Consider the following 22,846-nt stretch of genomic DNA (forward strand, 5'->3'; position numbering starts at 1 on the left):
CACCACCCCTCGGCGTACCCCGGGCGGCCGGCCCGGGCGGCCGGCCCGGGCGGCCGGGTCAGTCCTCCAGTACGGACAGGTCCTGCTCGGCCACCGGGACCTCGACCGTGCCCCGGTCGTCCGAGAACGTCTGCACCGTGAACATCGGGATGCCGTCGTCGGGGACCGCCAGGGTGCGCGCCGCGTGCACCGGGGCGCCCGAGACCGACTCGACCGTCAGCGCGTACGAGCCCTCGAGGCCCGTGGGGGCGGGCGGGGCGAGGGCCAGGGTCGTACCGCCCTTGACCGTGTAGGTCCTGCTGCTGGGCGCGCCCGCCCCGGTGCCCGCCGACGCGGTGACCTTGACCTGGGCGGTGCCGCCCGGCGCGGTCAGCGACAGGGTGGTGCCCTTGGCGAGGTTGCCGGCGACGGTCGCCCGCTCGCCCACCGGCCCGGTCGCCGGGATGAACGCGACCTCCCGCTTGTCGCCGGTGCCGCGTACGACACGCAGTGCGGCGACCACCGGAGTGGCGCGTCCGGCCCGCGCCGGGAACAGGATCAGCGACCCGGCCTCGCCCTTGGTGACGTCCTTGAGGTCCGCCGACGCGGTCATGCCCGACTTGACGTGCAGCGTCTCCGCTCCGGCCGGGGTGATCGTGCCGGTCGGGCCCGCCAGCCGGATCCTCAGGTCGGCGTCGTTCTCACCGGGTGCGAACGCCACCAGGCGTACGGAGGTGGCGTCGGCCGGGATGCCGGGCAGCACCAGCGTGCCCGCCGGGTCGGCCGACGCGGACAACCAGTCGCTGCCGGCGCGGTCCTCCGCCGAGCGGACCACCGCGCCGATCCGCCCGCTGCGGGTGGTGACGCGGACGGTGACGTCGGCGGCGGCCGGGTCGTCGGTCAGCGTGGAGAGCAGCACCGGCACGCTGGACCGGGCGGGGACCGGCACGCCCTCGCTCAGCTGCGACTTCAGGGCGCCCCCGGGGCCGTACAGCTCGACGTCCGCCACGGCGGCCGTGTCGTCGGGGTTGGTCAGGTGGACGTAGTCCTGGCGCTCCTTGGCGGTCGAGGCGCCGGGGAACCAGAAGTCGGTGTCGGGCGCGGTGCAGCCGACGCCGAGCAGGCCGCGGGCGCCGCCCGCCGGGACGGTGGTGGTCTGCTGGGTGGTCCAGCCGGGCGCGAGGCGGCCGGTGGCGCTGCCGATCAGGGCGGGCGCGTCGCCGTCGTCGGCCTCGGCGGCGACGGGCCTGCCGGGCTGGGTGAGGGTGACCACGGCCTTGTCCGAGGCGGGCGGCGTCTTCTTCTCGTCCTTCTTGGTGGCCGCCGTGGTGTCGTTCGTGACGGTGGCGGACGGCTTGAGCTCCGCCGTGCCCGCCTGGCCGCCCGCCCCGCCCCCTGCCGCCGGGCCGCCCGCCGGGGTGAAGGAGGAGTACTCCGTCTCGGCGACCTCGGAGGTGCTGGGCGCCGGGCACAGCAGGGTGGAGCGCTCGACCGGCAGCCGTGCCGGTGCGGCGGCCCGCGTGCCCGCCGCGCCGTCGCCCTCCGGCGCGGTGAGCGCGGCGAAACCGGTGACGGCGGCGAGGGCGGTGACGGCCGCGAGGAGGGAGAGGGTGGTGCGCTTCACTGGTTGCTGCTCCCGTCGGGACGCTGCTCGTTCTCCTGGCCGTACGGGTGGTACGGGGTGTACGGGTCGTCCGGGTCGTAGGGGCCCCGGCCCTGCTCCTGGCCCTGCTCCTGGCCCTGCTCCTGGGGGTACTGCCCCGGGTACTGCTCGTAGGGCTGCTGCTGCCCGGGCTGCCCGTACGGCTGCTGGTAGGGCTGGTACTGCTGCTGGTACGGGTCCGCCTGGTACGCCGGGTCGCCGTACGGCTGCTGCTCGTACGGCTGCCGCTCGTAGGACTGCTGATCGTAGGACTGCCGCTGCTCGGGCTGCCCGTACGGCTGCTGGTACGGATACGCCTGGTCGTCCCATTCGCCGTACGCCGGCTGCGCCGGCACCTCCGCCGACGGGTGTGCGTACGGATCGGCGTCCGGTACCGGCGCGGCGGCGGGCGCCGGGGCCGGCTCGGGGGGCGCCGGGGCCCGCGCGTCCGCCTCGGCCGCGGCAGCCGCCCGCAGCCGGCGTGCCCGGCGCCCGTCGCCCGCCAGGTCGTCCGGCGTGGGTGCGGCGGGGGCGGTCTCCTCCGGCAGGTCGTCGTCGACGTCCCGGCGCCGCCCCGGCAGGGCCAGCACGAGGAGCACGACGGCGAGCGCGCACTGGGCCCAGATCCACGCGGTGTGGGTGAGCGGCTCCTCGTACGTCAGGTCGAGGCGACCGCCGTCGGCGGGAAGTTCGAAGCCCTGCGCCCAGCCGTCGACCACCGTCTTCTTCAGCGGCCGCCCGTCGAGGGTGGCCTGCCAGCCGTCGTCCGCGCGGTCGGCCAGGCGCAGCACCCGGCCGGAGCCACCGGACGGGATCTCGGTGTGGGCCTCGACCGGTCCTGAGGCGACCGGCAGCGGCTCGCCCCCGCCACCGCCCGGGACGATGGTGGCCCGCGCGACCTGGCGGTCGACCCGCCACAGCGCGCTGCCGTCCAGCCGGCTGAGCCGGCTCAGTCCCGGTGTGGCGTCCAGGACGCGGCTCATCTGGCGCGGCGCGCCGTCGCGGACCAGGACGTAGCGGATCGCGAAGCCGCTCAGCTGGTCGGTCTGGTCGGCGCCGGAGCCGGCGACGAGGTGGGCGACGACCTTGTCGAGCCGGGCGTCACCGCCGCCGGCCGCGACCAGCTCGGCGTCGCCGAGGCGGGCGCCCGAGCCGCGCACCAGGGTGTAGGAGACCTTGGCCGGCGAGGCGCCTGCGAGGACGAGGGTGCGCGGCTGGTCGCGGGTGCCGCTCTCCTCGGCGACGAACGCGGGCACCTGGACCGGGTCGCGCCGCTCCAGCGGGCCGGCCGCGCCGCCGATCATCCACCCGGCCGCGGAGACGACCGGACCGGCCGCGGCGGCGAGGGCGATCAGGACGGCGACCGGCTGGCGCCAGCCGAAACTCTGCGCGGCGACCCGGGTACGGCCGCCTTCAGCGCCGAGCATGCCGGCGGCGAGCAGCGCGATGCCGTAGACCAGGGTGGCGGGTCCCGCCCAGGCGGACGCGTTGGTGAGCACGGCGAGGGCGAGGCCGGCCACGGCCACCACCCAGGCGGTACGGATCGCGAACTGCCGCTCCCCGCGCAGCAGGGCCGCCAGCGCCGCCAGGACCAGGCCGGCGAGGACCGCTCCGCCGACCGCCTTGGGGCCGCCGGGGCCGGCGCCCAGCAGGTCCAGCGCGCTCGCCGTTCCCGCGCCGGTCCGGATCCCGGCCTCCGTGAAGAAGGCGGCCGGGTCGGTCAGCAGGGTCAGCGACCAGGGGGCGAGGATCAGCAGCGGTGTGCCGAGCGCGGCGAGGAAGCGCAGTCCGTACGCGGTGAGGTCTCCGCGCCGCAGCGCCAGGACGGCGAGGCCCAGCACGGCGGCGAGCGGCCAGACGACCGGCGTGAACGCCATGGTGACGGTGAGCAGGAAGGCGTACGCCCAGGTGGCGCGCCAGCTGCCGCGGGGCGCGCCGGCGCCGCCGCCGCGCAGGCCGTGGGCCGCGACGGCGGCCCGGGCGATCAGCGGCAGCAGGATCGCGAGGACGGCGGTGCCGAGCCGGCCGGTGGCCAGGGCGCCGGTGGTCGCCGGCAGGAACGCGTACGCGATCGCGCCCCAGGCGCGCAGCAGCCGTGACTCCACGAGCGGGCGGGAGGCGAAGTACGCGGTGAAGCCGGCCAGCGGCACCGAGCACACCAGCAGCACGGTGAGCGCGAAGCCGGTGGAACCGAGGAACAGCGCGGACAGGCCGGCGAGCACCGCGAGGTAGGGGGGCGCCTGCTGGGTGCCGCCCGTGCCCAGCGGATGCCAGGCGTCCGCGTACCGCCCCCACAGCTCTCCGACCTCGTCGGGCGCGGGCAGCAGCACGCCGCCCGCCAGGGAACCGCCGCCGAACAGATCGCGGCAGGCGACCACCGAGACGAGCAGCAGGAGCGCGAAGAGCACCGGGCCGGGCCTGCGGGCGACCTTCTTCAGCCGGGCGAACTGCTCGACCTCCAGGTACTCGGCGTCGTCCCCGCCGGGCCCCGACTCGACGGCACCGTGCCGGGAGCCGCCCGAATCGGCGTCCGTCCCGGCGAAGTTGGAGGCGACCTGTTCGACGGTGGCGCGGACGGTGGCACCGGGCGGCGGGAAGAGCGGACGCAGCTCGGCCGGGGCGACGGCCCGCCGGGCGCGCCCGCGGCGGGCGGCGACGATCCGCTCGGGGCGCAGCAAGGTGCCGAACAGGCCCATCACTTCGTCCACCGCCTGGCCAGGCGCCTTGCCCACGAGGTAGGCGAGGGTGCGCAGGAGGGTGCCGACGACCAGGCGGAGCAGGACGTACGGGACGGCGGCGCCGCGCGCGTTGGCGAGCAGCGTGTAGACGGCTCCGGCCTTGTCGACGCGGTGGGGGCTGGCGACCGAGCGGCCCGCGCAGTCGACGGTGCGCCGCTCGCGCGCGGAGGCCTCGGCATGGCGCAGCACCGCGTCGGGGGCGACGAGGACCCGGTGGCCTGCGGAGTGGGCGCGCCAGCACAGGTCCACGTCGTCGCGCATCAGCGGCAGGCGCCGGTCGAACCCGCCGAGCTGCTCGAAGACGTCACGGCGGATCAGCATGCCGGCGCTGGAGACGGACAGGACGGAGCGGATCTGGTCGTGCTGTCCCTGGTCCTGCTCGCGTCGGTCCAGTCCGGTCCAGCGGCGGCCGCTGTTGGCGATGGAGACGCCGACTTCGAGGAGTTGTTTGCGGTCGTACCAGCCGCGCAGTTTGGGGCCGACGATCGCGGCGTACTCGTCGCCGTCCGCGACACGCAGCAGCTCGGCCAGCGCGGCCGGTTCGGGTGCGCAGTCGTCGTGGAGCAGCCACAGCCACTGGACGGGTTCGCCGTGCGGCTGCTCGGGCAGGTCGTAGGCGTCGTCCTGCCAGGTCCTGCTGACGGGGTCCCAGCCGCTGGGCCGCCGCAGGTAGGGGAGTTCCTCGGGGCCGAGCACCGGGGCGGTGCGGGCGGCCTCCTCGACGGCGGCGCCGAAGCCGGTCCGGCGGGCCAGGTGCAGGACGCGGTCGTCGCCGACGGCCTCGCCGACCAGCCGCGCGGAGTCGTCGGCGCTGCCGGTGTCGGCGGCGATGACGTTCTGTACGGGGCGTTCCTGGCCGAGCAGTCCGGCGAGGACGTCCGGCAGCCAGCGGGCCCCGTCGTGGGAGACGAGCACGGCCGTGACGACATGTCGCGGGAACTCTGGCTGGTGCGTGGGTGATGCGGGGGAAAACGCGGCTGTGGTGGCGGACATCGAGGTACGGGCCCTCCGGCCGGGGGTCGCCCGCGGGGGGCGTTGGAGCGTCTCGGACGACGCCCCACACTAACGGCTGGCGGAACAGCGGTCCGCCGCCCGTGGACGGAGCACGGGCGGCGGACCGTTCCTTACGTACGCGTGTGTGCGGTTTGGCCGGTCGGCGGTCCGCGGCGGCCGGAACGTGGCCGCGTGGTGGTCCGGCACGAGCCCGGACGAGTTGGTCCGCGGGAGGTGGCCGGGCGGGGAGGTGCGGAGGGCGGCCCGGCCCCGGTGCCCCGGACGGGTGGCCCGGGCGGCGGTTCGCCGGGCGGCGGTTCGCCGGACCGGGCGCACGGGTGGCGGCGGCACGGCGGGCGGTGACGGACCGGCATCTGACGGCACCGGTCGGCGGTGAACACCGGTCGGCGGTGAACGGCGGCCGATCGCCGGCGGTCGGTCGGCGGTCGGCGGTCACCCGACGGTCAGACGGCGGCCTTCTTCAGCCGTCGGCGCTCACGCTCGGACAGGCCGCCCCAGATGCCGAATCTCTCGTCGTTGGCCAGGGCGTACTCGAGGCACTCCGAACGGACCTCGCACGCGAGGCAGACCTTCTTGGCCTCCCGGGTGGATCCGCCCTTCTCGGGGAAGAAGGACTCGGGGTCGGTCTGGGCGCACAACGCGCGCTCCTGCCAGCCGAGTTCCTCGTCCGCGTCCTCGACCAGCAGTTCCTGGAACAACTCGGTCATGTGCGCCCCTCGTCTGTCATCGCGTCCCCGTGGTGTCGCCGTTAGTCGATTTCACCGAACGACACGAGTGAAATTACAAGTGTGTGGATCCGGGCCAGTCAAGCCGAGATCTGCTATTGGGCCCGGTATTCACTCTGCGGAACCAAAGCTATGCGGAAAGTGTTCAAATAAGTAAAATCGCGACACAAGCCACAGCCCCACCCGCATCCCCCCTTTCGGCGCCTCCCCCAGAGGGACGCCCCCGCCCCCGGTCCTGTTGCGGCCGGGTCGGGGAAGCGATCCGGATCACAGTCGGCGCACGAGGGCATGGCGCGTTCGCGCGCGTGGCTGCTGCGCCATGTGTCCCGCATCCCCGTTGCACAAACCTTTCTCCGGATCGGGCAACCGGATGAGGTGAAGCATTGCCCCCCAAACCGGTCATTGGGTTGACAGAGCGATACGGATCCAGCCACCTTGGATGTCATGCCAGCGACCTCAGCGCCCTTCGCGACCCGCACCCGTGGGTTCCGCCGCGCTGTCCAGGCCCTCGTACAGGCCCGTTGTCGCTGTCTCTGTCGCTGTCGCGGCTGTTGACGGCCCCGCGCTCGAGCGCCGCCCGTCCGGCCCCGGTTCCCAGCGTTTCCCGCTCGGTTCCCTGATCCCGGCCCGCTGAACGCCGGTCCTCGGGACCCCGCGGCTTCTTCGCCTCATCGCCTCACCGCTCGCGACACCCGCACTCCTTCCGCCGAGGAACACCGCACCCATGAACAGCGCCAGCAACAGCGACAGCGACCTCCAGATCGCCGGCGACATCCTCGCCGTGCAGCACCTCCTCCAGCCCCCCAGGGAGCACCCGGCCACGGTGGCCGAGTTCGCCGGGCTCGCCCGGTCCGTCGCCGCCGACCGCGCCCGGTGGGCCCCGCTCGTCCGGTACGACGCCACCACCCGCTGGTACCACCGGCTGCGCACCGGCCCCGGCTACGAGGTGTGGCTGCTGTCCTGGGTGCCCGGCCAGGGCACCGGCCTGCACGGCCACGGCCACTCGTCCGGCCTGCTGACCGTCCTGGAGGGAGAGCTGACGGAGCACGCGAAGGGGGGCGTGCGGACGCTCGGCACCGGCGCGCAGCACGTCTTCGCGCCCGGCTACGTGCACGAGGTCGTCAACGACTCGCTGGAGCCGGCCGTCAGCCTGCACGTCTACTTCCCCGGGCTGACGGACATGCCGATGCACACCGCCCCCACCTGCGCGCCGGCCACCCAGGACGCCGTCGTCGGCTGACCGGCCCCGGCGCCGGCCGGCCCACCACCCCCCGAACGATCACCGCCGGGCTGACAGACTGTCCCCATGCGCATTGTGGTTCTGGCCGGCGGCATCGGCGGTGCCCGGTTTCTGCGCGGCCTCAAGCAGGCCGCGCCGGACGCGGACATCACGGTCATCGGCAACACCGGTGACGACATCCATCTGTTCGGGCTGAAGGTCTGCCCCGACCTGGACACGGTGATGTACACCCTGGGCGGTGGCATCAACGAGGACCAGGGCTGGGGGCGCGCGGAGGAGACGTTCCAGGTCAAGAGCGAGCTGGCGGCGTACGGCGTGGGGCCCGAGTGGTTCGGGCTCGGCGACCGGGACTTCGCCACCCACATCGTCCGCACCCAGATGCTGGGCGCGGGCTACCCGCTGAGCGCCGTCACCGAGGCACTGTGCGCGCGGTGGCAGCCGGGCGTACGGCTGCTGCCGATGTCCGACGACCGCGTGGAGACGCACGTCGCCGTCGAGATCGACGGCGAGCGCAGGGCGGTGCACTTCCAGGAGTACTGGGTGAGGCTGCGCGCCTCGGTGGACGCGCAGGCCGTCGTGCCGGTCGGCGCCGAGCAGGCCAAGCCCGCGCCCGGGGTGCTGGAGGCGATCGCCGAGGCGGACGTGGTGCTCTTCCCGCCCTCCAACCCGGTGGTCAGCATCGGCACGATCCTGGCCGTGCCCGGCATCCGTGAGGCCATCGCCGAGGCGGGCGTCCCGGTCGTGGGCCTGTCCCCCATCGTCGGGGACGCCCCGGTGCGCGGCATGGCCGACAAGGTGCTCGCCGCCGTGGGCGTGGAGTCCACGGCCGCCGCCGTCGCCCAGCACTACGGTTCCGGCCTGCTGGACGGCTGGCTGGTCGACACCGTCGACGCCGGCCGGGTCGGCGAGGTCGAGGCGCACGGCATCCGCTGCCGGGCGGTGCCGCTGATGATGACCGACACCGGGGCGGCGGCGCAGATGGCGCGGGAGGCGCTGGCCCTCGCCGAGGAGGTGCGGGGGTGACCTCGTACCGCGTCTGGGCGCTGCCCGGGCTGCCGGAGGTGCGGCCGGGCGACGACCTCGCCAAGCTGATCGCGGCCACCGAGCCGGGGTTGGTGGACGGTGACGTGCTGCTCGTCACCTCCAAGGTCGTCAGCAAGGCGGAGGGCCGGATCGTCGCGGCCGGCGACCGCGAGGCGGCCATCGACGCGGAGACGGTACGGGTGGTGGCGCGGCGCGGCCCGCTCCGGATCGTCGAGAACCGGCAGGGCCTGGTCATGGCGGCGGCCGGGGTCGACGCCTCCAACACTCCCGCCGGGACGGTACTGCTGCTGCCCGAGGACCCCGACGCTTCGGCACGGGCGATCCGCACCGGGCTGAGGGACACCCTGGGCGTGGACGTGGGCGTCGTCGTCACGGACACCTCCGGGCGGCCCTGGCGCAGCGGGGTCACCGACATCGCGATCGGCGCGGCGGGCGTACGGGTGCTGGACGACCTGCGCGGTGGCACCGACGCGTACGGCAACCCGCTCGTCGCCACCGTGGTCGCCGGCGCCGACGAGCTGGCCGCGGCGGGTGACCTGGTCAAGGGCAAGACGGCGGGTCTTCCGGTCGCCGTGGTGCGCGGCCTCGCGCACCTGGTGGGCGAGCACCCGGACGGCGCGCGGGCGCTGGTGCGGGACGCGGCGGACGACATGTTCCGGCTCGGTACGTCCGAGGCCGTACGGGCGGCGGTCACCCAGCGGCGCACCGTGCGGGAGTTCACCGGCGAACCCGTCGACCCGGGCGCGGTGCGGCGGGCGGTCGCGGCGGCCGTGACGGCGCCCGCGCCGCACCACACGACGCCGTGGCGGTTCGTGCTGCTGGAGTCGCCGGCGGCCCGGACGCGGCTGCTGGACGCGATGCGCGACGCCTGGGTGGCCGATCTGCGCCGGGACGGTCTCGGCGAGGAGGCCGTCGCCCGGCGCGTCCGGCGCGGTGACGTCCTGCGCCGCGCGCCGTACCTGGTGGTGCCGTGCCTGGTGATGGACGGTGCCCACGGCTACGGGGACGCGCGCCGTGACACGGCCGAGCGGGAGATGTTCGTCGTCGCCGCGGGCGCGGGCGTCCAGAACTTCCTGGTCGCCCTCGCGGGCGAGCGGCTGGGCTCGGCGTGGGTGTCGTCCACCATGTTCTGCCGCGATGTCGTGCGGGACGCGCTGGACCTGCCGGCGGACTGGGACCCGATGGGCGCGGTGGCGGTGGGCCACGCGGCCGCGGTGCCGCCGCCCCGGCCGGGGCGGGAGCCGGACGCCTTCATCGAGGTGCGCTGACCCCGGACGCCGGTCGGGGCGCGGGGCGGGTGGACCGGGCCCGGCGGCGTTCAGAGCGCGGCGATGTCGCCCGGGGTGAAGCGGGGGCCCCGGCGGGGCCGGTTGTGGCCGCTCAGCAGGATGAGACGGGCCGCGCGGTGGCGCTGGCCCGCGTAGGGGGCCAGGAGTTCCAGCATCTCGGCGTCGTCGGCGTCCCGGTGGCCGGCCAGCGCGTGGCCGACGATGCCGGGCAGGTGGTAGTCGCCGACGGTGATCGCGTCGGGGGCGCCGTTGCTGCGCTGGACCGTCTCGGCGGAGGTCCAGGGGCCGATGCCGGGGATGAGCTCCAGCCGCTGCTGGGCCCGGTCGGGCTCCATGGCGGCGGCCTCCTCCAGACGGCGTGCCACCCGGACCGCGCGCAGGACCGTCGAGGAGCGCTTGGCGTCCACACCCGCGCGGTGCCACTCCCAGGACGGGATCAGCGCCCAGGTCCGGGGCTCCGGCATCACGTACATCCCGGTGCCGGGGCCGGGCGCGGGCTCGCCGAACCCGCGTACCAGCAGCCGCCAGGCCCGGTACGCCTCGTCCGTGGTGACCTTCTGCTCCAGGACGGAGGGGATCAGCGACTCCAGCACCAGTCCGGTACGGGTCAGCCGCAGGCCGGGGCGGCGGCGGAGGCTCTCGGCCAGCAGCCGGTGGCGGGGGACGAAGGCCTCGGGGGCGTCCCGCGCGCCGAGCAGGTCGGGGAGGTGGTCGAGCAGCCATTCGGCGCCCGGCCCCCACGCCTGCGCCTCGACGACCCCGCCGGGTGCGGCGACCCGCAGTGTGCCGGGGCCGGCGGGGGTGCGGCTGGCCCGCCACACCGAGCCGTCGGGCGCCGTGCGGAAAGTGGGGTCGCCCGGGCCGCGCCGCAGGGGCCCCAGGGCCAGTCCGAGGTCGACCGGCCACGGGGGCGTCCAGGTCCTGGTGCGGGGCGGTGTGGCCTGCGCGGGTACGACGGCATGGCCGCCGCGCACGGCGGTGCGGGTCGGGCGGGGGGCGTAGCGGCCTGCCACGGGCGGGGTCCTTGCGGTTCGGGTTCCCTATGAGGGTAGACCCCCGCGGACGGCCTACTGGTCCGAGGAGAAGCGGACCGCCCCGTCCGGCAGCCGTGCCCCGCACCACACCCGTACGCCGTCGCGCAGCTCGTTGTCCGCGCCCACCCGCGCGCCGTCGCCGATGACGGCGCCGTGCAGCACCGTCCGGGCGCCCACCCGGGCGCCCTCGCCGATCAGGGAGTCGGTGATCACCGCGCCGGGTTCCACGACCGCGCCGTCCAGGACGGTGCTGCCGTCGATCCGGGCGCCCTCGCCGACCGTGGCGCCGGTGCCGATGACCGTCCCGCCGGTGAGTTTGGCGTCCTCGGCGACGGTGGCGCCGGGCAGCACCAGCCGGTCGCCGCGGCGGCCGGGTACCGCCGGGGACGGGGCGCGGCCCAGCACCAGGTCGGCGGAACCGCGTACGAACGCCTGCGGGGTGCCGAGGTCCAGCCAGTACGTGGAGTCGACCATGCCCTGCAGGTGCGCCCCGTCCGCCAGCAGGCCGGGGAAGGTCTCACGCTCGACCGAGACCGGGCGGCCCGCGGGGATGGTGTCGATGACGGACCGCCGGAAGACGTACGCGCCCGCGTTGATCTGGTCGGTGACGATCTCCTCGGGGGTCTGCGGCTTCTCCAGGAACGCGGTGACCCGCCCGGTGGAGTCGGTGGGGACGAGCCCGAACGCCCGCGGGTCCTCGACCCGGGTGAGGTGGAGGGAGACGTCCGCGCCGGAGGACTCGTGGGTGTCCACCAGTGCCCCGATGTCCAGACCGGTCAGGATGTCCCCGTTGAAGATGAGGACCGGTTCGTCCGGGCCGGACGACAGGCGGGAGGCGACGTTGCGGATGGCTCCGCCGGTGCCGAGCGGCTCGCGTTCGGTGACGTACTCGATGTGCAGGCCGAGCGACGATCCGTCGCCGAAGTACGGTTCGAACACCTCGGCCAGGTACGAGGTCGCCAGCACGATGTGTTCGACACCGGCCGCCCGGGCCCTGGCCAGCTGGTGCGTCAGGAACGGGACGCCGGCCGCCGGGACCATCGGCTTGGGCGTGTGGACCGTCATCGGCCGCAGCCGGGTGCCTTTGCCGCCGACCAGGAGGATCGCTTCTGTCACCTGTCGTCTTCGCTTCCTGCTGGGGCCGGTCGATGGAGACCGTTCATATGACCGATCTGACCGGACAGTGTATGCAGCCCGCGTGGTGCGGCCGTCCAGGTCAGGTCCGTCCCTGGTACTTGGCCGACGCGCTGCGGGCCGTGCCGAGCTTGCCGTAGAGCTTGGCCCCCGGGCATTCGGTGGCGAACCCGTCCCGGTGCCCGGAGATGGTGTTGAGCTTGACCTTGGTGCCCTTCTTGTACCGGTTTCCACCGCCGGAGACGAGGGTGCTCTTGCCCTTGGGGTTCTTGCCGTACAGCCCGAGCTTCCACGCCGTCAGCTTCGCGATACCGGTGACGGCCGCGGCGGGCGGGGTCGATGAACTGTACGTGCCCAGGACGGCGATGCCCATGGTGTTGGTGTTGAAGCCCAGGGTGTGCGCGCCCAGCACCGCCTTGGCCACGCCTCCTGCCCGGCCTTCGTAGATGTTCCCGCACTTGTCGATGGCGAAGTTGTAGCCGAAGTCGCGCCAGCCACTGCTCTGGACGTGGTAGCGGTAAATACTGCGGAGGACGGAGGGCGCCTGCTTGCAGGTGTAGTTGTTGCCGGTGGCGCTGTGGTGCACGAAGGCGGCCTGCACGGACTTGGTGTAGACGAAGTTCCGCTCCCGCAGCTTCTCGTCCGCGCCCCAGCCCTTGCGCGTGACGATGCGCGGCCGGGGGCCGATGTACGGCTTGGCGAAGCCCACCAGGCCGGCCTCGGTCTCGGCCTTGGTGAGTTCGGAGATCTCCAGGGCGCCCAGCTCGGCCAGGTCGGCGTTGACCGCGGAGGCGGCCGTCTCCTCCAGGGTCAGCCCGGCGCTGGTGGTCTGGCCGGTGTCGGTCCCCTGGTCGGGATCGGCGTCCGGGTCGGTTCCGCTGCCGGGGTCGGTGCCGGTCCCGGTGTCCGTATCGGTCCCGTCGTCGGTGCCGGTGTCCGTACCGGTTCCGTTGTCCGTGTCGGTCCCGTCGTCGGTGCCGGTCCCGGCGTCGGGGTCCGTCTCGACCTCGGGGTCGGTCTCGCCACCGCCACCGGCCCCGGCGCCGGCCTCCGTCCCGGTCCCGGCCTCGCCCCCGGGTTCGGTGTCGGGGGCGGTGGCGGCCGGGAGCTGCGGACCGTGCGCGGCGGTGTCGTCCTCGGGTGCCGGGTCGTCGCCGGGGTCGACCAGCTCGACGCGCATGCCCTGGGGCAGCGGTTCGACGGCGGCGCCGGCGCGCGGCGCCTCGGCCCGTACGCGGACCTCGATGCCGTCCGACGCGCCGACCCACAGCGGGGCGGTGGAGCCGCGCACCGTGCCCGACTCGCGCTCGGGCGTCCCGGGGTCCGGGGCGTGATCGTGGTTGTGGGTCTCCACGGCCTGCCAGCCGGACCAGCCACCGGCGGTGGCGCGGGTGCGGACCTGGACCGTGCCGTGCAGTTCGTCGTCGGGATCGTCCCAGACGACGCCGACCAGCGAGAACGGCCGTACGTCGCGCTCCGGGAGCCCCTGCGCCGTCCGGACGGTCGACCGGTCGGCGGACAGTGGCCGCAGGGGCAGGGACTGGGTGGAGCCGGAGAGCGACAGGTCGTCCGCCGCGGCGGCAGCGGGGAGCGAGAGCGGAAGCACGAGAGCCGCGGCGCACGCGACACCGATCGAGGAAGCAAGGAAGGCACGCATATGGTGATACTCGAACAATCCGGACTGAACGCGCTTGTTGGAAAACTGACGGCCCATCGGTCCGTCCGGTGGACGGCGTCACCGGTACGGACGCTGCCGCGCGAGCCCCGCGCGTACCCTTGCCCGGGTGAACGCCAGCGACCGCACCCCCGCCGACCTGCTGCGATCCGCGCTCGCCGCGGACCCGGCACGCCCCTTGGTCACCTACTACGACGACGCCACCGGTGAGCGCGTCGAATTGTCGGTGGCCACCTTCTCCAATTGGGTGGCCAAGACGGCCAACCTCCTTCAGGACGCCCTGTCCGCCGAGCCCGGCGACCGGCTCGCGCTGCTGCTGCCCGCCCACTGGCAGACCGCCGTCTGGCTGCTCGCCTGCTCCTCGGTGGGCGTCGTCGCCGACCTGGACGGCGACCCGGCCGCCGCGGACCTCGTGGTCGCCGGGCCGGGCCGGTTCGAGGACGGTCTCGCCTGCCGGGGTGAGCGGCTCGCGCTGTCCCTGGCCCCGCTCGGCCGCCGCTTCGCCACCCCGCCGGGGGGTTACGACGACTACGCGGTCGTCGTTCCGGCGCAGGGTGACCGGTTCGCACCGTACGCCCCGGTGGACCCCGACTCCCCCGCGCTCGCCGTCGGCGGTACGGAGCTGACCGGCGCCCGGCTCGTCGAGCTCGCCCGCGCCGACGCCGACCGGCTGCGGCTGGAAAGCGGCGCGCGGCTGCTGTCGGGGCTCGGGTACGACACCTGGGAGGGCCTGTCGGCGGGCCTGTACGCGCCACTGGCGGCGGGCGCCTCCGTCGTACTGTGCCGGAACCTCGACCGGCTGCCGGCCGAGTCGCTGGCGAAGCGGATCGACAGCGAACGGATCACCGCCACCGCGGTGTGACAAGCCGCTGAAGTCCACCCGTCCGGCGCACGGCGTGCCGAGTCCCCAGGGTGTGGGCGCCGCCTCCGATGGATGATCGGCGTTACGTACCGCCCCATTGGCACAGCTTTCGCACAACCAAGCGCCTGGTTCGGCCGTCCATCCCTGCGATCGGCGTCGGCTGCCCGGTGCGCCGCCGACGCCCTCGCAGGCAGCAAGGACGGACTCAGACGTGACGGACAGCGCTGGCACGCCCGCCGAACCGGACGCCCCGGCCGGGGACGAGCCGTCGCGCGCCGGTGCCGCCGCCCCCGCCGGTGCGGGTGCGGGTGCGGGTGCCGGAACGTCGAGCAGGAAGAAGCGCAAGCGCAAGCCCCGGCCGAAACCGGACGCCGCCACGGCGCCCGGCCCGGCCCGGCCGCGGACCGGGCGCCGTACCGCCGCCGCGGGCGGGAGCACCGGCACGCCGGGCGGCCCCGGCGGACCGGACGGGCCGGGTGGCGGTCCGGGCGGCCACGGCGGGGGCGGGTCGGGCGGATCCGGCGGGTCGGGCGGGCCCGGTGACGGGGAGGCCGCCCCGGGCGACGGGCACCGGACGCGGCGGTGGCCCCGCTGGACCGCGCTGGCGTCGTCCGTCGTCGTGCTGGCCGCCGCGGGTGGCGGCTGGTGGCTCTACCAGAAGCTGGACGGCAACATCACCACCGACAGCGGTGCCGCCGCCGAGCTGGAGCGGTACGAGAAGGAGCGGCCCGCGTCGGTGGCGCGCGGCGCGCGGAACATCCTGCTGATCGGTTCCGACACCCGTGCCGGGCGCGGCAACGCCGCGTACGGCCGCGACCGGGGCACCGAGCGGTCCGACACCACGATCCTGGTGCACCTGGCGGCCAACGGGCGCGGCGCGACCGCCGTATCGGTGCCGCGCGACCTGATGGTGCGCGTCCCGAGCTGCCGGAAACGGGACGGGAGCCGTACGGTCGCGCAGGTCGCCCAGTTCAACTGGGCCTTCGCGCAGGGCGGTACGGCCTGCACCATCCGTACCGTCGAGAAGCTGACCGGTATCCGCGTCGACCACCACATGGTGATCGACTTCCGGGGCTTCAAGGACATGGTGGACGCGGTCGGCGGGGTGCGGGTCTGTGTCACGGATCCCATCGACGACCCGCAGGCGCACCTCAGACTCAGGGCCGGCGCGCAGACGCTCCGCGGCGAGCAGGCCCTCGGCTATGTGCGGGCCCGCAAGTCCCTGGGCAACGGCAGCGACACCGAACGCATGGACCGCCAGCAGCAGTTCCTGGGCGCGCTGGTCAACAAGGTGCAGAGCAACGGGGTCCTGCTGAACCCCACCCGGCTCTATCCGGTGCTGGACGCGGCGACCAAGTCCCTCACCACCGACCCGGGCCTCGATTCGCTGAGGGACCTGTACGACCTGGCGCGTGCCATGCGCAGCGTGCCGACGGAGAAGGTGCAGTTCCTGACCGTGCCGCGCAGGCCGTACGCCGGCGACCCGAACCGCGACGAGCTGGTGCAGCCCATGGCGAACAGTCTCTTCAAACGACTGCGCGACGACGCCCCGGTCGTCGTCGTGGACAAGGACCGGGGATCGAAGGAGGCCAACGAGGAACGGAGCAGAGGCAAGCAGGACGGCGACCCGACTTCCAGCCCTTCCGCCACCCCGACCTTCGCCGGGACCAACGCCGCTGTGGGGCGGTGTGAGTAGGACGACGCCCGGCCGCAGGCGGCGGTCTACACGGATTGGGCAGATTGCCCGCTTGTAAGGGGCGTGGAATTTGTCACGGGCGTCGCCCCACGCTGAACTGGGCGGATAGTGTGACGCGATCCAGTGCTCCGGCCGCGAGGTCGCGCACTCAAGGATCGAAATACCGAGCGCCTGACGGGGGAGGCGCCTCGCGTGGCACCGACGGAGGACTCAAACAACCGTGGACGCGCACAGCCGTGGACAGGCGGACGATATCGACCCCGCCGACCAGTGGGTGCTCAACCCGCAGACCGGTCATTACGAATTGCGACTGGACCATTCCGCAGGGCAGTCGAACGCCCCCACCGGCCGACGCGGCGCCTCCTCCTCCCCTTCCCCCAGAACGTCACCGCAAGCACCGTCGTCCCGCCGCCGGACCGCCGATGTCCCGGGCCAGCGCAGGCGCCGGGGGGCCGGTCCGGCGGACGGCGGCACGGGCGGCGGCCGCGGCGACAGCGCCAGGGGCGGCGGGAAGGGCGGTGCCGGTGGGAAGGGCGGTGCCGGAGGCAAGGGCGGTACCGGAGGCAAGGGCGGTACCGGAGGCAAGGGCACCGGGCCGGCCGCGGCGTCGGCGAGTCGCCGCAAGCGCAAGCCGCAGCAGGCCCGCAAGAAGAAGGCGCTGATGTGGACGGGTGGTGTGACGGCCTTCGTCGTCGTCGGCACCGGGATCGCCGCGTACGCCTACTACGAGCACCTGAACGGCAACATCAGCACGGTCGATGTCGCGGGCGCGGGCAGCGGGGGCTTCAAGAAGGACCAGGCGATCAACATCCTGGTCATCGGCACGGACAAGCGCACCGGCGACGGCAATGAGGGGTACGGCGACAAGAACAGCCCCGGCCACGCCGACACCACGATCCTCTTCCACGTCTCCAAGGACCGGACGAACGCCACCGCGATGTCCATCCCGCGCGACCTGATGACCGACATCCCGGACTGCGAGACCAGGACTTCCGAGGGCACGAAGGTGATCCCGGGCCAGCGGAACGTCAGGTTCAACACCAGCCTCGGCCAGTCCGAGCGGGACCCGGGCTGCACCATGCGCACGGTCAAGGAGATGACCGGGCTGACCGTCGACCACTTCATGATGGCCGACTTCAACGCGGTGAAGACGCTCACCTCGGCGATCGGCGGGGTCGAGGTCTGTGTGGCCAAGGACGTCAACGACCCCGACTCCCATCTGAAGCTGACCAAGGGCACGCACGTCCTGGAGGGCGAGCAAGCCCTCGCCTTCGTCCGCACCCGGCACAGCTTCGGCAACGAGAGCGACCTCGACCGCATCCAGACGCAGCAGCAGTTCCTCAGCTCGATGATCCGCAAGATGAAGTCGAGCGACACGCTCACCAGCCCCACCAAGCTGCTGGACCTGGCCGAGGCCGCGACCAAGGCGCTCACCGTGGACAGCGGGATAGGGAGCATCAACAGACTCAAGGAGCTGGGCACCGAGCTGGCGAAGGTGGACCCGAAGAACATCACCTTCACGACCCTGCCGGTGGTCGACAATCCGGCGGAGCAGGTCAAGGCGACGGTCGTGGTCGACCAGGCCAAGGCCGGGCCGCTGTTCTCGATGCTGCAGCACGACGTCTCGCTCACCGAGGTGAAGAAGAAGGAGAAGCAGGCCCGCACGGCGCAGGCCGCGCTGCTGAAGGGGCCGCGGGCGGCGGCCGGTGACGTACGCGTGGACGTCTACAACGGCAGCGGCCAGACCGGCGCGGCGCAGCGGACCCTCGACTGGCTCCAGAACGACATGGGCGTCCTCAAGTCCACCAACAAGAGCAACGCCCCGGGGAAACTCGACCGGACCACCCTGGAGTTCGCACCCAACCAGGTCGACCAGGCCCGCAAGCTCGCGGACATGATGGGGCTTTCCGCCGCGGCGCTGAAGCAGGGGACGGCGGACGCCGCGGGCCTCCAGGCCATGACGCTGACGCTCGGCGCGGATTTCAAGGGCGCGGGTGTGCCCATCACCGGGCCGGCGCAGGCGCCGAAGGGCGTGCAGAAGGTAGTGGCCGACAAGCAGGTCTGCGCCAAGTGACGCGGACCTGAAGGACAGGGGGACCTGGGTGGGACAGAGCAGCGTGCGTGGGGAGGGAACGCGGAACCGCGTTCCGCGCGCCCGGAAGCGCGGCCGGGACGACAGCCCGCACGACGAGGGCGGCAGCGGCGACGGTGGTCCCTCCGACGCCGGCGCGGCGGGTGGCCCGGACGCCGCCCCCCGGCCCGGCACCGCCCGGGCGCAGGCCCGTCCGGGGACCGGGCGGGCGGGCGGAGGCCCCGGCCGGCGGCGCCGCTCCACCCCGGCCGGTGCCACCGGCGGACGCCGCCCGGCCCCGCGGGCCGCCAAGGGCGGCAGACGGCGCGTCCTGCGCTGGAGCGCCGCGGTGCTGTCGCTGCTGATACTCGGGACGGCCGGCGCCGGATACCTCTACTACCAGCACCTCAACGGCAACATACGCAGCGGTGAGCGCAGCGGCGGCGACAGCGGCGTCCGGAAGGCGGCGCCCAACGCGGCCGGGAACACCCCGCTGAACATTCTGCTGATCGGCTCCGACAGCCGGAACACGGCCGCCAACCTCGAACTCGGCGGCAGCCGGGACAGCGTCGGCAGCAAGCCGCGGGCCGACGTGCAGATGCTGCTGCACGTCTCGGCCGACCGCAGGAACGCCTCCGTCATCAGCATCCCCCGCGACACCCGGGTGACCATCCCGGAGTGCCGGGATCCGAAGACCGGGGAAACGTTCCGCTCGACGACCACCATCATCATCAACGAGACCCTCGCCCGTGGCGGACCCGGCTGCACCCTGACCACCTGGGAGAGCCTGACCGGCGTCTACATCGACCACTGGATGATGGTCGACTTCGCCGGTGTGGTGAAGATGGCCGACGCGGTGGGCGGTGTGCCGGTCTGTGTGAACCAGGGCGTCTGGGACCGGCCGACGGCGATGGTCAAGGGCGGCTCCGGACTCAAGCTGAGGGCGGGCACGACCGAGGTACGCGGCGAGGACGCCCTGAAGTGGCTGCGCACCCGGCACGCCTTCGCGAACGACCAGGGCCGGGCCAGGGCCCAGCACATGTACATGAACTCGCTGCTGCGCAAGCTGAAGGAGCAGAACGCCTTCACCGACACCGGGCGGATCATGGACCTGGCCGAGGCGGGCACCAAGGCGCTGGAGGTCTCGGCGGAACTCGGCACGGTGAAGGACCTCTTCGACCTGGCCATGGAGCTGAAGGACGTCCCGACCAACCGCATCACCATGACGACCCTGCCGACGGACGAGTACTCCGGGAACCGGAACCACCTGGTCCCGGTCGAGCGGGACGCGGCGAGGCTGTGGAAGATGCTCCGCGAGGACGTCGCCTTCGACAGCAACGGCAAGCCCGCCGACGCCGCGAGGAAGCCCGCCCCCAGGGCGACCGGGCCGGCCGCCGCCGCGCCGGGTAGCCTGATCGTGACGGTCGTCAACGGCACCGGCGGCAACGGGGAGGGCTCCGTCAAGGGCCGGGCGGCGGCCGTCGTGGAGTTCCTCCAAAGCAGGGGCTTCACCAGGGCCACCGCCGCGCAGGCCGCCGCGCCGGCCACGGACACCGTCCTGGCCTACCCGAAGGCCGGTGGCGCCCGGAGCAAGGCGGACGCGCTGTCGGTCGCCAAGGTCCTCGGTGTGCCGAACGCCTCGGTCCGCGCCTCCGGCGAGGTCGCGGGACTGACCCTCACGGTCGGCGCGGACTGGCGCGAGGGCGTCACGTACCCCAAGGCACAGACGCCCCGGGCGGGCGACCTGCCGGAGAACGCCGACGCCCTCAACGCCACGGACAAGTCCTGCATGGACGTGTACGCGCCCTACCGCTGGAACGGCGCCTGACGCCCGGCACACGACGGTCACGCCGCCCACCCGGGCGCGCGACGGGGCCGGCCCACGCGGTGGGCGCGGGGCGGACGGGGGCGCCCCGCGCAGGCGCGGGGCGGACTGCCGGGGGCCGGGTCAGTCGTTGGTGAGGACCGCCGGGCGGCGGCTGGCGATGACCTTCCTGGCCAGGGACCGGGGGCTGGTCAGGAAGCCGTAGCCCCACGCCATGTGCATCGTCGCCAGCGCCACCGGGATCCGCACCCGTGCCTTCAGCGGCAGGCCCTTGCCCGCCGGGACGGAGCCCGCGGTGATCGCCGCCAGGTAGCCGGCCGGGATCACGAAGCCCAGCGGGGTGACCGTGGCACCGGCCACGAGGCCCGCCGCGATGGCGCAGACGGCGGTCGGCGGCGCGAGGTAGCGCAGGTTGATGGAGCCCCGGTGGTAGCGGGCCACGACATGGCGCCAGCGGCCGTAGTCCTTGTACTGCTTCGCCAGCGCGCGCACGCTCGGCCGCGGGCGGTACTGGACCTTCAGCTCCGGCGAGAACCAGATCAGGCCGCCCGCCTCGCGGATGCGGAAGTTCAGCTCCCAGTCCTGGGCGCGGATGAACTCCTCGTTGTAACCGCCCTGCTGTTCCAGGGCCTCGCGGCGGAAGACGCCCAGGTACACGGTCTCGGCCGGGCCGGCCTCGCCGCCGGTGTGGAAGGCCGCGTTGCCGACACCTATGCGGGAGGTCATCGCGGCGGCGACCGCGTCCTCCCAGGCGTTCTCGCCCTCGGCGTGCATGATCCCGCCGACGTTCTGCGCGCCGGTCTCCTCCAGCAGGCGGACGGCGGTCGCGATGTAGTTCGGCGACAGCATGCCGTGGCCGTCGACCCGCACCACGATGGGGTGGCGGGAGGCCTCGATCGCGGCGTTGAGGGCCGCGGGGGTGCGTCCGGTGGGGTTGGGGACGGTGTGGACCCGGGGGTCCTCCCGCACCAGCTCGGCGGCGATCTCGTCGGTACGGTCCGTGGAGGGGCCGAGCGCGATCACCACCTCCATCTCCCCGTCGTACTCCTGCTGGAGGATGTGGCGGACCGAGTCGCGCAGGTGCCGCTCCTCGTTGAGGACCGGCATGATCACGGAGACCGGGGGGTGGGGCATGGCTCCTCGGGGGTACGGGGTCGGCTCCCCCGGAGGCCGGCCCCGGGGGCCCGGGGACCGCCCCGGGAGACGGCGGTTCGCCCGCCACGTTACCGCGAACGGGGGACACCGGTGCGCGCCGCCCGGGCGGTGGGCGGGGCCGCAGATCGTATGGGCCTACTGTGCTCCCGGTCCCCCTGTCGCCCGCGGAGGTTCCTTCGTGCCCATGCCGACCCGCCGCCCCGCCCGCCCCCGGCCGTCCGCGTCGCGGGCGGCCCGGAGGCCGCGCAGACCGCGCAGGGCCCGGTGGGGGACGCGCCTCGCCACGGCCCTGTCAGTGCTGGTCCTGGGGGCCGGCGGGATCGGGCACGCCCTGGTGACCAGCCTGGACACGGGGATCGGCCGGGTGGACCCGTTCAAGGACATGAAGAACCGCCCGGAGGCGGGCCACGGCACCAACATCCTGGTCGTCGGGACGGACGGGCGGGACCGGATCACCCCGGCGGAGAAGGTCAAGTACCGGCTGGGCGGCGACCCCTGCCGGTGCACCGACACGATGATGCTGGTGCACATCTCCGCCGACCGTAAGCGCGCCAGCACGGTGTCACTGCCCCGCGACTCGTACGCCACGATCCCGCCGCACACCGACACCACCAGCGGCAAGCGCCACCACGCCCATCCGGTCAAGCTCAACGCGGCGTACGCGGAGGGCGGGCCCAGCCTGACCGTACGGACCGTGGAGCACATGACCGGCGTCAAGGTGGACCACTACCTGGAGGTCGACTTCACCAGCTTCATGCGGACCGTGGACGCGGTCGGCGGGGTGGAGGTCTGCACCACCAAGGCGATGAAGGACGCCTACAGCGGCCTGGACCTGCCCGTCGGCACCCACCGGCTGAACGGCGGGCAGGCCCTGCAGTACGTACGCTCCCGCCATGTGGACGGGGCGTCCGACCTGGGCCGGATGCAGCGCCAGCAGCGGTTCATGGCGTCGCTGATCCACCAGGCGACCAGCAGCGGGATGATGCTGAACCCGGTGCGGTTCCAGGAGGTCGTCACCTCGATGATGGGCTCGGTGCGGGCCGACGAGGGGCTGGGGGCGCCGGAGCTGCTGTCCCTGGCGAGGGCGATGCGCGGCTTCACGGCGGCGTCGTCGGAGTTCGCCTCCGTACCGGTGCTGGACACCGGCTTCCCGGTCGACGGCCTCGGCTCGACCGTGCGGTGGGACATGCCCAAGGCGCGCAAGCTGTTCCGGGCCCTGCGCGAGGACAGGCCGCTGGCGCCGTATCTGCCCAAGAGCGCCGGCCGCAAGACGCTGGTGGAGGTCTCGCCGCAGCAGATCCGGGTGCAGGTGTACAACGGGACGATGGTCCACGGGCTGGGGGCGAAGGTCGACGCGTCACTGCGCTCGACCGGCTTCAACACGACCCGGTCGCCCTACAACTGGCCCCGGCGGGACCTGCGGCAGACGATCGTCTGGTTCGATCCGCGCTGGGACCGTTCCGCCCGGTCCCTGGCGACGGCCCTGCCCGGCTGCCGGCTGAAGGCCAACGAGGGGCAGGGCGCGACGCTGAAGGTGACGGTGGGCGGGAACTTCGCGGGTGTCCTGCCGGTACGGGCCGAGGACGCCTACCAGGGAGAGTTCGGCGTCGTCACCGGCGACCAGGTGGTCTGCTCCTGACACCGGCGGCCGGCCCGGATGCCCGTCCGGCGGTCCGGAGCGCGACCCCGTGGCCCGTCCGGCGGTCCGGAGCGCGACCCGTGG

The 22,846-nt window shown here is 73.9% G+C and carries 15 protein-coding genes; 8 read left to right on the forward strand and 7 right to left on the reverse strand.

Annotated elements, in window-relative coordinates; translation table 11 throughout:
• Nucleotides 1–58 precede the first annotated feature (58 nt).
• The 3 genes from AB0H53_RS11900 to AB0H53_RS11910 all read right to left on the reverse strand — a co-directional run bounded on the left by AB0H53_RS11900 (nt 59) and on the right by AB0H53_RS11910 (nt 6,080).
• Complete coding sequence (locus tag AB0H53_RS11900) at nt 59–1,603, reverse strand: DUF5719 family protein (RefSeq protein ID WP_362110217.1); 1,545 nt, start codon at nt 1,601–1,603, stop codon at nt 59–61.
• On the reverse strand, nt 1,600–5,352 hold the full coding sequence (locus AB0H53_RS11905; RefSeq protein WP_362110219.1) for a glycosyltransferase family 2 protein: 3,753 nt from the start codon (nt 5,350–5,352) through the stop codon (nt 1,600–1,602). The genes AB0H53_RS11900 and AB0H53_RS11905 overlap by 4 nt, the downstream gene beginning before the upstream one ends.
• Nucleotides 5,353–5,816: 464 nt before the next feature.
• Complete coding sequence (locus tag AB0H53_RS11910) at nt 5,817–6,080, reverse strand: WhiB family transcriptional regulator (protein WP_023588371.1); 264 nt, start codon at nt 6,078–6,080, stop codon at nt 5,817–5,819.
• 742 nt (nt 6,081–6,822) lie between these two features.
• Between AB0H53_RS11910 and AB0H53_RS11915 the strand changes: the two genes are divergently transcribed.
• The 3 genes from AB0H53_RS11915 to AB0H53_RS11925 all read left to right on the forward strand — a co-directional run bounded on the left by AB0H53_RS11915 (nt 6,823) and on the right by AB0H53_RS11925 (nt 9,650).
• Nucleotides 6,823–7,338: a cysteine dioxygenase family protein gene (locus AB0H53_RS11915; RefSeq protein WP_362110221.1), complete on the forward strand. Its 516-nt coding sequence runs from the start codon at nt 6,823–6,825 to the stop codon at nt 7,336–7,338.
• 66 nt (nt 7,339–7,404) lie between these two features.
• Nucleotides 7,405–8,361 (forward strand): 2-phospho-L-lactate transferase, encoded by a 957-nt coding sequence (gene cofD, locus AB0H53_RS11920; protein WP_362110223.1) that lies wholly within the window; start codon nt 7,405–7,407, stop codon nt 8,359–8,361.
• Nucleotides 8,358–9,650, forward strand: a complete 1,293-nt coding sequence (locus AB0H53_RS11925) for a coenzyme F420-0:L-glutamate ligase (RefSeq protein WP_362110225.1) — start codon at nt 8,358–8,360, stop codon at nt 9,648–9,650. The genes cofD and AB0H53_RS11925 overlap by 4 nt, the downstream gene beginning before the upstream one ends.
• A gap of 50 nt (nt 9,651–9,700) precedes the next feature.
• Here the strand turns inward: AB0H53_RS11925 and AB0H53_RS11930 are convergent, their stop codons facing one another.
• The 3 genes from AB0H53_RS11930 to AB0H53_RS11940 form a co-directional block, all read right to left on the reverse strand.
• Nucleotides 9,701–10,684 carry a DNA-3-methyladenine glycosylase 2 family protein gene (locus AB0H53_RS11930; RefSeq protein ID WP_362110227.1) on the reverse strand — a complete coding sequence of 328 codons (984 nt, stop codon included), beginning with the start codon at nt 10,682–10,684 and terminating at the stop codon, nt 9,701–9,703.
• 54 nt (nt 10,685–10,738) lie between these two features.
• On the reverse strand, nt 10,739–11,821 hold the full coding sequence (locus tag AB0H53_RS11935) for an NDP-sugar synthase (RefSeq protein WP_362110229.1): 1,083 nt from the start codon (nt 11,819–11,821) through the stop codon (nt 10,739–10,741).
• A gap of 100 nt (nt 11,822–11,921) precedes the next feature.
• A complete protein-coding gene (locus AB0H53_RS11940) occupies nt 11,922–13,496 on the reverse strand; it encodes an N-acetylmuramoyl-L-alanine amidase (protein ID WP_362110231.1) in 1,575 nt (524 codons plus the stop codon).
• 127 nt (nt 13,497–13,623) lie between these two features.
• Between AB0H53_RS11940 and AB0H53_RS11945 the strand changes: the two genes are divergently transcribed.
• From AB0H53_RS11945 to AB0H53_RS11960, 4 genes are all read left to right on the forward strand, one after another.
• Nucleotides 13,624–14,376, forward strand: coding sequence for a TIGR03089 family protein (locus AB0H53_RS11945; protein ID WP_362110233.1), 753 nt, complete (start codon nt 13,624–13,626; stop codon nt 14,374–14,376).
• Between the two features lie 211 nt (nt 14,377–14,587).
• Complete coding sequence (locus AB0H53_RS11950; protein ID WP_362110235.1) at nt 14,588–16,072, forward strand: LCP family protein; 1,485 nt, start codon at nt 14,588–14,590, stop codon at nt 16,070–16,072.
• Nucleotides 16,073–16,292: 220 nt separating this feature from the next.
• Entirely contained in the window at nt 16,293–18,146 is a 1,854-nt protein-coding gene (locus AB0H53_RS11955; protein ID WP_362110238.1) for an LCP family protein, read from the forward strand.
• A 28-nt stretch (nt 18,147–18,174) separates the two neighbouring features.
• Nucleotides 18,175–19,971, forward strand: coding sequence for an LCP family protein (locus AB0H53_RS11960; protein WP_362110241.1), 1,797 nt, complete (start codon nt 18,175–18,177; stop codon nt 19,969–19,971).
• Nucleotides 19,972–20,091: 120 nt separating this feature from the next.
• Here the strand turns inward: AB0H53_RS11960 and AB0H53_RS11965 are convergent, their stop codons facing one another.
• The gene (locus tag AB0H53_RS11965; protein ID WP_362110244.1) at nt 20,092–21,102 is read right to left on the reverse strand and encodes a glycosyltransferase family 2 protein; all 1,011 of its coding nucleotides are present in this window, start codon (nt 21,100–21,102) and stop codon (nt 20,092–20,094) included.
• A 205-nt stretch (nt 21,103–21,307) separates the two neighbouring features.
• On the opposite strand from AB0H53_RS11965, the gene AB0H53_RS11970 reads away from it, so the two are divergent.
• The gene (locus AB0H53_RS11970; RefSeq protein ID WP_362110247.1) at nt 21,308–22,762 is read left to right on the forward strand and encodes an LCP family protein; all 1,455 of its coding nucleotides are present in this window, start codon (nt 21,308–21,310) and stop codon (nt 22,760–22,762) included.
• The last annotated feature ends 84 nt before the right edge of the window (nt 22,763–22,846 follow it).

It is taken from the genome of Streptomyces sp. NPDC050856 (assembly GCF_040653855.1).
In the GTDB taxonomy this organism is placed as follows: Bacteria; Actinomycetota; Actinomycetes; order Streptomycetales; family Streptomycetaceae; genus Streptomyces.

Bases quoted from the DNA above. Each gene is read 5' to 3' on its own strand.
- cofD (WP_362110223.1), top strand. From the start codon at position 7,405: ATGCGCATTGTGGTTCTGGCCGGCGGCATCGGCGGTGCCCGGTTTCTG.
- AB0H53_RS11940 (WP_362110231.1), bottom strand. From the start codon at position 13,496: ATGCGTGCCTTCCTTGCTTCCTCGATCGGTGTCGCGTGCGCCGCGGCT.
- AB0H53_RS11910 (WP_023588371.1), bottom strand. From the start codon at position 6,080: ATGACCGAGTTGTTCCAGGAACTGCTGGTCGAGGACGCGGACGAGGAA.
- AB0H53_RS11970 (WP_362110247.1), top strand. From the start codon at position 21,308: ATGCCGACCCGCCGCCCCGCCCGCCCCCGGCCGTCCGCGTCGCGGGCG.
- AB0H53_RS11915 (WP_362110221.1), top strand. From the start codon at position 6,823: ATGAACAGCGCCAGCAACAGCGACAGCGACCTCCAGATCGCCGGCGAC.
- AB0H53_RS11905 (WP_362110219.1), bottom strand. From the start codon at position 5,352: ATGTCCGCCACCACAGCCGCGTTTTCCCCCGCATCACCCACGCACCAG.
- AB0H53_RS11965 (WP_362110244.1), bottom strand. From the start codon at position 21,102: ATGCCCCACCCCCCGGTCTCCGTGATCATGCCGGTCCTCAACGAGGAG.